Source organism: Komagataeibacter kakiaceti JCM 25156 (genome assembly GCF_000613305.1).
Genome location: NZ_BAIO01000181.1, coordinates 1 through 4144, shown reverse-complemented (window position 1 = coordinate 4144; position 4144 = coordinate 1). Strand labels below are relative to the sequence as shown.

Here is a 4144-nt window from a genome sequence, read left to right as displayed (position 1 = left end):
GGGCGTGCGGCGGCGGGCTGGGTCGCCCTTGGGCACGAACCAGCCCGCGTTTCCACCCCCTGACGCGCCCTGAGCGTGCGCGCCCGGTACGACCAGAGTTCCCCACCCGAGCAGAGCGGTTGCGGCAAGCAGACGGATGCCGGATTTACGCAACATTATCACCTCAGAATTGTTGGCCGAAGCCAAAGCGGAGCAACTGCGTCCTGTCATGTTCCTGACGGACCAGCGGAACGCCCAGATCGATATTCACGAGCCCGAACGGACTTTTCCACGCAATGCCGACACCGGTCGAGACACGCGGCGTGAGTGTATCACCATAGACAGGAGTATATTTGGGCCAGTCTTTCATGGATGTATAGCGGTTACGCACGCGCAGGCCATCCAGACCGCCCATATCCACGAAATAACGCCCGCTCAGCCCCATGGCGGACGCAAACGGGATGGGGAAATGCACCGTGGCCGAAGCGGTATAGAGGAACCGGCCACCGAGGAAATCCTCCTGCGAGTGCATGGGGTTCCCGTCACGCGCGGAAATGGCCATGCTTCGCGGCCCGACACCACCATCCATGAACCCGCGCAGCGTGGTGCCGCCAAGGTAGAAGTTATCGATGATGTCGCTGCGGCCACCGCCCCAGTTCATGATGTCACCCACGCCGCCACGCATTTCCACCGTCCAGTCATGGTTGCCCATGATGCTGTCGAGCGGAACATAATAGGCCGCGTCCACCTTGCCGCGCAGGTAACGCTCGTTCCCCCCGATACCGGCGAAGTCACCCCCCACACGCACCACGAACCCCTTGTGCGGCTGCTGGCGCCGGTCACGCGTATCGTAGGTCAGGGTGGTGCTGAGCTGCGACAGCAGCGACCAGCCCGCCTGATCCAGAACGTAATAGGACGAATCCGACCATGTATCGCCCACGTTACGATCGGTGAGCGTATAGCTCCACGATTGCGACAGGTGGTTGTTATAGGAATACCCCATACGCAGCGTGATGCCGTACCGCCCTTCCGAATAGCTCTGGTAGGTCATGTAACGGTTCTGGATACCAAACAGATCCACGCCCGCCACAAGGTTGCGGTTGAGGAAGTAGGGATCGGTCAGCGAGATGTCGGCCTGATCTTCATAATACGCGGCGGTGCCGGTAAAGCCCGCGTCTATGCCGGTGCCCAGCAGGTTATGCTGCTTGAGGCCAAGGTTGCCCAGCACGCCGGCATCGGTCGAATAGCCGCCACCCAGCGAGAATTCGCCCGTCGGCTTTTCCACCACATCGGCCGAGATGTTGACCTTGTCCGGCGCGGAGCCGGGGGTCTGGTCGATCGCGACGGTCTTGAAGAACCCCAGATCCTCCAGGATCATCTTGGAATATTTACGGTCCAGCGGCGTGTACGGGTCGCCTTCGGCCATGGGTAGCTGGCGGCGGATCACCTTGTCCTGCGTGATCGTGTTGCCGTTGATGTCAATGCGCTCGACATACATGCGCGGGCCTTCGCTTATGTCGAACAGAAGGTTGACCGTGCGCTTTTCCGGGTTGCGGGCGATTTCGGGGTGGACCATGGCGAAGGGATAGCCCTTGCCCTGCAGCAGTTCCTGCATGTTGGTGGCGTTATGCTCGATCGCGCTGCCATCGTACCACTGGTTGTGGAACAGGGTGATGTATTTGCGCATTGACGCCGCCGTGACATGGCGCAGGGATGAGCGCACATCCATCTTGTTCAGGCGGTAACGCGGCCCCTCCTCCATCGTGTAGGTGATGTAGAAGGACTTGCGGTCGGGGGAGAGTTCACCCGTGGCGTTCTTGATCTGGAAATCCACGAAGCCGTTCTTCAGGTAGAAACGGTGCAGCAGTTCGGCGTCGTATTTGATCCGCTCGGGGCTGTACTGGTCGCTGGAGGCGAAGAAGCGGTACCACGCCGTCTCCTTCGAGGAGACGATGCCGGACAGCCGCGCGCTGCTGAAGGCGTGGTTCCCGACGAAGGTGACCTTCTTGATCAGGGTCTTCTGCGCTTCGTTGATATGGAAGATCACGTCCACGCGGTTATGCGCGAGCCGGATGATCTGCGGCGTGACGGTGGCGGCGTAACGCGCCTTTTCCGCATAGACGGCAAGGATCTTCTGCCGGTCGGCCGAGATGCCCTGCGGGGAATAGACCGCGCGCGGACGCAGTGAGATGACCTTGGTCAGGTCCTCATCCTTGGCGGCGTGATTGCCCTCGAACACGATGCGGTTGACGATGGGATTTTCAACCACGTGCACTTCCAGCACGTTGCCCAGACGCTTCAGCGTCACGTCATGGAACAGGCCCGTGGCGTAAAGCGTCTTGAGCGAACGGTCGAGCAGATCCTGATTGAAGCGGTCACCGGGCTGGACAACCATGTAGGACAGGATGGTGCTGGTTTCGATCCGGCTGTTGCCCTTGATGTCCACGGCCTCGATCGGGTCTTCGAGCGGCGGCGGCTTGATGGCCTCGACCTCCGGCTCCTGCGGCTGTTCCGCATCGCCTGGCGCCATGTCCCCGCTGAATGGTGTGTTCTGTGCCGCTTCATCCTGTGCGTAGGCACTGGCTGTCCAGAACAGCGGCACAACGCAGACAGACGCAAGCAGCGCTGAACGTTTACTCGACAAAATCGCTATTCCTCACCACTCGGCATGCGGATCAGCCATGCATTAAGACCGGATGGAGGGCCGGCTCCCTTCCTGTCATGTATCAGCCTTCGTGGCGGACCTATCCGATATTCGCCGCGATGTGCAAGTAATTGTGTCACGCGGGGTACCTTAGCCCTGTCCCGCGCGTGAGGCGAGCCACTGAAACAGCCCGAAATGTGACAGATCGTTAAATGTCGAGAACAGGAACAGCCCGGCAACAAGCGCGAACCCGGCCTGGAAGCTGACTTCCTGCACGCGGCGCGAAACCGGCCGCCCCAGAATGGCTTCAAATATGTAAAACACCAGCCGCCCGCCATCCAGAATCGGCACCGGGAACAGGTTGATCAGCCCCAGGTTGATCGAGAGCAGGGCCATGAACGAGACCAGGCTGGACAGGCCGTACTGCGCCACCTGCCCCGACATCTGCGCAATGCGCAGCGGGCCGCCGAGATCCTTCGTGCTGTGCTGGCCGGAAATCATCTGCCACAGCCCGTCCAGCGTCTGGACCGAGACATGCCACGTCTCTTTCACCGCCGAGACGAAAGCCTGCGGCAGCGGCTGCGGCTTGCCCATTTCAGCGGCGAAGGAAACGCCGATCTGCCCATGCGGGGCCGCGCCCTTTTCCGCCACGCTGCCGATATGGACCGGCAGCGTCGTGTCTGCCCCATTGCGGTGAACCGTAAGCGTGGTCTCGGCCCCCGCCTGCCCGCTGACGAACGACTGGAGATCGGCCACGTCACGCACCGTATGCGCGCCGACGCGGATGATCTCGTCACCCTTTTCCACGCCCGCGCTGGCAGCGGCGCTGCCGGGCAGCACCTGCGCCACCTGATTGAGGACATGCGGCTGCCCCGCCATGGCGAACAGCCCGGTGAACAGGACAATGGCCAGAAGGAAGTTGAAGACCGGCCCCGCCACGATCACGATCGCCCGGGACAGGACCGGCTTGTCATGAAAGGTCCGGCCCGGCTGCCAGGCGGCTTTCTGTTCCTCGGTCGCGTCTTCCGGTCCCTCGAATCCATGCGGGCGGACATAGCCGCCCAGCGGCACGGGGCACAGACGCCATTCCGTTCCCACGCTGTCATGCCAGCGCAGCAGCGGACGGCCGAAACCGATCGAGAACACCTCCACATGCACGCCACGCCAGCGTGCGGCAAGGTAGTGACCAAGCTCGTGAATGAAAACCAGAACCCCCAGAACCAGGGAAAAGGCCAGAACAGTCCGGATCAGATCATGCATGGTCGCTACGCTATCTCCCGATGGCCCGAAAGACCATCCAGAATCATTCAGGCCGCGCGCGCAACCGTGCGAAGGCGGGCGACACGACGGGCCTCATGGTCCCAGTGCAGCACTTCCTCCAGCGTGTCGGCCCGCTGCGCGCCCAGTGATTGCATCACATCCTCGACAATCCGCGCAATATCCAGGAACCCGATTTCGCGCTTGAGAAAGGCCTCCACCGCGATTTCGTTCGCACCCGACAGGATGGCGGGCGCGGCCCCG

The 4144-nt window shown here is 61.8% G+C and carries 2 protein-coding genes and 1 pseudogene; all 3 read right to left on the bottom strand.

Translation table 11 applies throughout. From position 1 onward, the window contains the following. Positions 1 to 163 precede the first annotated feature (163 nt). The gene (gene bamA / locus JCM25156_RS10095) at positions 164 to 2581 is read right to left on the bottom strand and encodes an outer membrane protein assembly factor BamA (RefSeq protein WP_025812990.1); all 2418 of its coding nucleotides are present in this window, start codon (positions 2579 to 2581) and stop codon (positions 164 to 166) included. Between the two features lie 192 nt (positions 2582 to 2773). Next, the gene (rseP, locus tag JCM25156_RS10090; protein ID WP_025812988.1) at positions 2774 to 3883 is read right to left on the bottom strand and encodes an RIP metalloprotease RseP; all 1110 of its coding nucleotides are present in this window, start codon (positions 3881 to 3883) and stop codon (positions 2774 to 2776) included. A gap of 47 nt (positions 3884 to 3930) precedes the next feature. Further along, positions 3931 to 4144: pseudogene (locus JCM25156_RS23315) on the bottom strand (1-deoxy-D-xylulose-5-phosphate reductoisomerase); the annotation flags it as partial.

What these genes read in the sequence shown, in the direction of transcription:
- rseP (WP_025812988.1), bottom strand. Translation starts at nt 3,883, where the DNA reads ATGCATGATCTGATCCGGACTGTTCTGGCCTTTTCCCTGGTTCTGGGG.